Origin of the sequence: Candidatus Proelusimicrobium excrementi (genome assembly GCF_937881865.1) — a bacterium.
GTDB classification, from domain to species: Bacteria; Elusimicrobiota; Elusimicrobia; order Elusimicrobiales; family Elusimicrobiaceae; genus Proelusimicrobium; species Proelusimicrobium excrementi.
This window is the reverse complement of record NZ_CALGEO010000036.1, coordinates 1-4,533: the sequence shown is the minus strand read 5'-3', so window position 1 is coordinate 4,533 and position 4,533 is coordinate 1. Positions and strand designations below refer to the sequence as shown.

The following is a 4,533-nucleotide window of genomic DNA, read 5'->3' as shown; positions in this document are numbered from 1 at the left end:
ACAACGACTGGGGCTTTTTGATTAATTACGTCCTGCAGGTGCGGAACTTTGTTTTTCTTTTGATTGCCGCGTCCGTTTCCGCTTTGATTGTTGTTTTGGTTTTAAAGTATTATAAAAGGCATTCTTCTTTTAAGCGTCCGCTTTGGAAGGATATCGTAAAACTTCTGCTTATCGCTGGTTTCGCCGTGCTTTTTATACGCGGTAAAATAGATGGAAAAGCCATAGGCATAGCCGATATTTACGATTACGCCAAAACCCCGGCGCAGGCTTCTTTGGTGGGTAATGCTCCTTTTATAGCTTTCCATATACTAAGGAAAGGTTCGGCTTCTTTGGATAAAAACAATTTCCCGGCGGAAAAAGCCGTGGAAAACGTCAAAGCGCTTCTTTTTAAATCCGGCGAAGAAAGCTTTGACCCGGCCTATCCGCTGATGCGCAGGCCGGCATCCGCGCCAAATCTTAAAAAAATAAATTTTGTAATAGTCCTTTTTGAAGGCTGGATTCCCGACTATATAGACGCAATGAGCGGCGGAAAAACCGGGGCGACGCCCGTCTTTGACGATATTATCAAAAACGGCGTTTTGTTTACAAACGCCTACTCCGTAGGGGCAAGAAGCATTTTGGGGTTTGCGGGGGCCTTCGCTTCGGTGCCGCTTATCCCGGATTTGCCGGTTTTCGGCTACGGCTTGGAACTTACGGAATTTTCCCCCCTTTTCGAGGCTTTTAAAAAAGCCGGTTATTATACTTTTTACGCGCAGACTTCTTTAAGGCATTCTTTCAGGATGTGTTCCTTGGCTTCCTATTTGGGCGCCGAGGAAACGTTCGGCTGGGAAGATATGCCTATGCTGCTTGACTATCTTGAAGAGCCTTTCTACGGATATGATTACGAGGCTTATATGCTTGCGGCCGACAAAATAAAAAAACGCGGTAAAAATAATTTCCTTGCCGCAGTGTTTACCGGGACGACCCACGAGCCTTTCGCCAAAACGCAGGAGCGGTTTTACAAGTTTACAAGCGGCTCTTGGGACGACGAATACAGAAACACTCTTTACTATGCGGACTGGGCTTTGGGCGAATTTTTAAATAAAGCTAAGGAGGACGGCTGGTTTGACGATACGGTGTTTGTTTTCGTTTCGGATCACAGCCTTAAGGAAAAGCGCGATTCCCTTTATGAAAAATTCAATATTCCCTTGGTCTTTTACGCGCCGAAACTCCTAAAACCCGCCAAGATAGATTATGTGGCTTCACAGTTGGATATTGCGCCCACGCTCTATGCTTTGGCCGGTTTAAATTACCCTTATACGGCTTTCGGACGCGACTTGTTTGACGCTTCACACCCGGAAAAACGCGCGGCTTTCGTTTCGGAAGGGATTAATATCGGGCTTATAACCAAAGACGGCGCGATAAGGCATAACCGCGACAAAATACTTTCCGCGGAAGCGAAAAACGATAAATTTGATAAAGCCAAAGCGGAGGAAACTTTACTCTCTTTGGATAAAGCCGCTTTGACTTTAATATCTTCTAACAAATGGTTTAAAAATGGAAAATAGCATTATAATAGCCTTGGACCAAGGCAGTTCTTCTTCTAAAGCGGCGGCAATAACCGCGGGTGGCGTTATTTTGAAAGAAACGCAAAAGCCTGTTCCTTTCAGGGCGGAAGGCAATATTTACGAGTACAGCGCGGAAGATTTGCTTAACACCCAAATTGAAGCTTTGGAGCGGGTGCTTTCCTCCTTAAGAGCCGGCGACAAAATAGCCGCCATTGCCCTTTCCTGCCAGCGTTCGACGATAGTTTTATGGGATAAAAATACCGGCAAACCGCTTTGCCCCGCTTTAAGCTGGGCCGACGGAAGGGCCGCTGAAATAAGCGCGCAAAACCCGCTTTCCCAAGAAGTTGTACACTCCAAAACGGGGCTTTATAAGACGCCGTTTTTTTCCGCGCCCAAAATAGCCTGGTGCCTGCAAAACTATCCTGAGGTAAAGCAGGCTCTTAACAACGGGACGCTCTTGGCCGGGCCCGTCGGCAGTTATATAATTTGGCACATGACGGGCGGCAAGACCTTCGCCTGCGATTACGCCTGCGCCCAGCGCACTTTGCTTTTTAATATAAACACTCTTGATTGGGACGGGGAAATTTTAAAATCTTTCGGAATACCGGCCTCTATTTTGCCCAAGCCTGTTCCTTCCGCCGGTAACTTCGGCGAATATAAAGGCATAAAAATAGCGGCTTTTACCGGCGATCAGCAAGCCGCTGCATTGGCCTGCGGGCTTGACAAACGCGCAAAAGCCTGTATAAATTACGGTACGGGCGCATTTTTCCTTTTAAATATAGGAGAGGAGCCCAAAGGCGTTAAAGGGATTTTAACTTCAATTTCCGCCGTTTCGGAAAAAGATAAGCCGCAGTTCCTTTTAGAAGGGCAGATAAACGCCGCCGGTTCTCTGTTTACCTGGCTTAAAGAAATAGGCGTTGATGCGGAACTTTCCAAGCTGGACGAATATGCTTTAAAAGCGAAAAATCCCGTTTATCTTCTGCCTGCTTTGGGCGGCCTCGGCGCGCCGTACTGGGATTTTTCGGCCGCGCCGGCAATGGCCGGTTTTAAAATAGAAACCAAGCGGGAAGATATCGTATTCGGCGCTTTAAGAAGCCTTTGTTTCTTGATGGCGGATATAGTTTTTTATGTAGCTAAAGCGGGTTTTAACATAGAAGAAATACAATCCGGCGGAGGCTTAAGCCTTAACGATATTTTGCCTCAGACCCAAAGCGACGTGCTGGGAATGCCGATCAGGCAAAGCAAAAGGCTTAATACCACGCTTATAGGTTCGGCACTGCTGGCGGCAAAGCATGAAGGCTTTGACGTATCGGATTGGCTGAAAGAGGAATACAAGGATTTTAAACCAGCTGTTACGCCGATTGAAAGTAAAGAGCTTTACGCCAAATGGCGGGCTTTTTTTGAGTGGGCGGTAAAAGCGCCCCGCCTTTAAATAAAAAGGACGGATTATGAAAAAACTTCACATAATAATAGTTATAGCAGTTTTAATTTCAGCTTTTGCTTTGATTGGTTTCTTTGCCCTGCAAAACAGGGAGGAGCTTGAAGACGCGCCCGGCTTTGATTATATGCCGGCGGCGGCCGCCGCGGCGGACTGATAAAACTGTTTTTTACTAAAACCCCGGCCTCGGCCGGCGGATTTTAGCGGATATCAAACAAAAAACCCCGGCTTAAAAACCGGGGCTTTTTTATTAAAACTTAATTAGTTCTGCGCGATTGCGCTTACCGGGCAGGTACCGGCGCAGGAACCGCAGTCAATGCATTTGCCGGCGTCGATAAATCTTTTATCGTTCTGCTCGGAAATAGCTCCGACGGGGCAGGCGGATTCGCAAGCGCCGCAGTTTACGCAAACGTCAGGATTTACTTTGTAAGCCATATTACTTCTCCTTATAAATTAATATTTTCCTCAATATTATTATACTATTTTAAAGGCGGCAAATGCACGGGGCGGTTTACCGATTCGCCAAGAGAGCCCGCGCCGTAGCCACTTTTGATTTTATCGGTGCCTTAAGCCCGCTTTCCCGCCCCAAATATGCGGCAAAAGCGTTAAAAGCCGATATTTGCCCCCCCTTAAATTCAAGTTCGGCTTCCAGCAGTTTTTTATGCGTTCCGGATTTGATAAGACAGTCGTCAAAAGAAAGCTCCGCTTTAAACTCCGGCGCGTTTATTAAAAAAGTTTTGCGCTTGTTTGCTATTGAAAACAATCTCCCCAGAGAAACCGCTTTTTTGTTTAATTTTGCGGCTTCCGCGCGGAATTTTGTTAAAGCTTCACGGCGGTTTTGCGCGTTCAGCGCAACGGTAATTTCCTTTCTGCGGGCCAGGCCGTTTATTACCTCGGACGCGCTTTTAAGCGTAAGCTCGTAAAAAGTTTTGCCGTCTAAAACTGTTTTTCTCAAACGAAGGGCTGATTTCTCCGCACTCAGCGCTCCGCCCGGAGCGTCGAAATAAGAGTCAAGCAAAACCGGGGCGGAAAAAGCGCAGTCCCAGCCCTGCGCGGCCAAAATATTTTTAAGTTTTTTAAAATCTGAGCGTTTGTTTACGGCCCATTTGTATTCCGTTTCAATGTGTTCCATTATTAAATGATAGCAAAATATAATATACTAGAAAAAAGGAGCTTTATTATGAATAAAAAACGTCAGCCCACCTCCTGCGGTTGTTTTTTATGCGGGAAGGATAATCCTTTGGGCCTTAAAATAGTTTGGTTTAACAATAATGAAAACAACACCGTGGAAGCCGAAGTTGCGGTTTCCGAAAATTACCGTTCTTATCCCGGCGTGGTGCACGGCGGAATAGTGGCCGCGTTGCTTGACGAAACCTCCGGCCGAGCGATAATGCTTAACGGCGATTTTGACAATCTTATGGTAACTTTAAAGTTGGAAGTTGTCTATAAAAAAGTTACACCCACCAATACGCCTTTAAAACTTGTAGGAAGGATTTTAAGGGGCGGTACTTCCAAAGCGATGGTGGAAGCCGAAATTCTGCTGCCTTC

The 4,533-nt window shown here is 46.3% G+C and carries 6 protein-coding genes; 4 read left to right on the top strand and 2 right to left on the bottom strand.

What is annotated here, in order from left to right:
• From ACQY26_RS02055 to ACQY26_RS02045, 3 genes are all read left to right on the top strand, one after another.
• Positions 1-1,547: LTA synthase family protein (locus ACQY26_RS02055; protein WP_428047417.1), on the top strand; the 1,547-nt coding region annotated here is incomplete at its 5' end.
• Positions 1,537-2,979, top strand: coding sequence for an FGGY family carbohydrate kinase (locus tag ACQY26_RS02050; RefSeq protein WP_428047416.1), 1,443 nt, complete (start codon positions 1,537-1,539; stop codon positions 2,977-2,979). The genes ACQY26_RS02055 and ACQY26_RS02050, both read left to right, overlap by 11 nt.
• A 16-nt stretch (positions 2,980-2,995) precedes the next feature.
• Positions 2,996-3,142: a hypothetical protein gene (locus tag ACQY26_RS02045; RefSeq protein WP_428047415.1), complete on the top strand. Its 147-nt coding sequence runs from the start codon at positions 2,996-2,998 to the stop codon at positions 3,140-3,142.
• 104 nt (positions 3,143-3,246) lie between these two features.
• On the opposite strand, the gene ACQY26_RS02040 is transcribed toward ACQY26_RS02045, so the two are convergent.
• On the bottom strand, positions 3,247-3,420 hold the full coding sequence (locus ACQY26_RS02040; protein WP_428047414.1) for an indolepyruvate ferredoxin oxidoreductase subunit alpha: 174 nt from the start codon (positions 3,418-3,420) through the stop codon (positions 3,247-3,249).
• Positions 3,421-3,496: 76 nt separating this feature from the next.
• Entirely contained in the window at positions 3,497-4,117 is a 621-nt protein-coding gene (locus tag ACQY26_RS02035) for a CYTH domain-containing protein (RefSeq protein WP_428047413.1), read from the bottom strand.
• Positions 4,118-4,165: 48 nt separating this feature from the next.
• Between ACQY26_RS02035 and ACQY26_RS02030 the strand changes: the two genes are divergently transcribed.
• Positions 4,166-4,533: PaaI family thioesterase (locus ACQY26_RS02030; protein WP_428047412.1), on the top strand; the 368-nt coding region annotated here is incomplete at its 3' end.

Excerpts from the sequence above, each read along its gene's own strand:
- ACQY26_RS02050 (WP_428047416.1), top strand. The coding sequence starts at position 1,537 with ATGGAAAATAGCATTATAATAGCCTTGGACCAAGGCAGTTCTTCTTCT.
- ACQY26_RS02040 (WP_428047414.1), bottom strand. The coding sequence starts at position 3,420 with ATGGCTTACAAAGTAAATCCTGACGTTTGCGTAAACTGCGGCGCTTGC.
- ACQY26_RS02045 (WP_428047415.1), top strand. The coding sequence starts at position 2,996 with ATGAAAAAACTTCACATAATAATAGTTATAGCAGTTTTAATTTCAGCT.
- ACQY26_RS02035 (WP_428047413.1), bottom strand. The coding sequence starts at position 4,117 with ATGGAACACATTGAAACGGAATACAAATGGGCCGTAAACAAACGCTCA.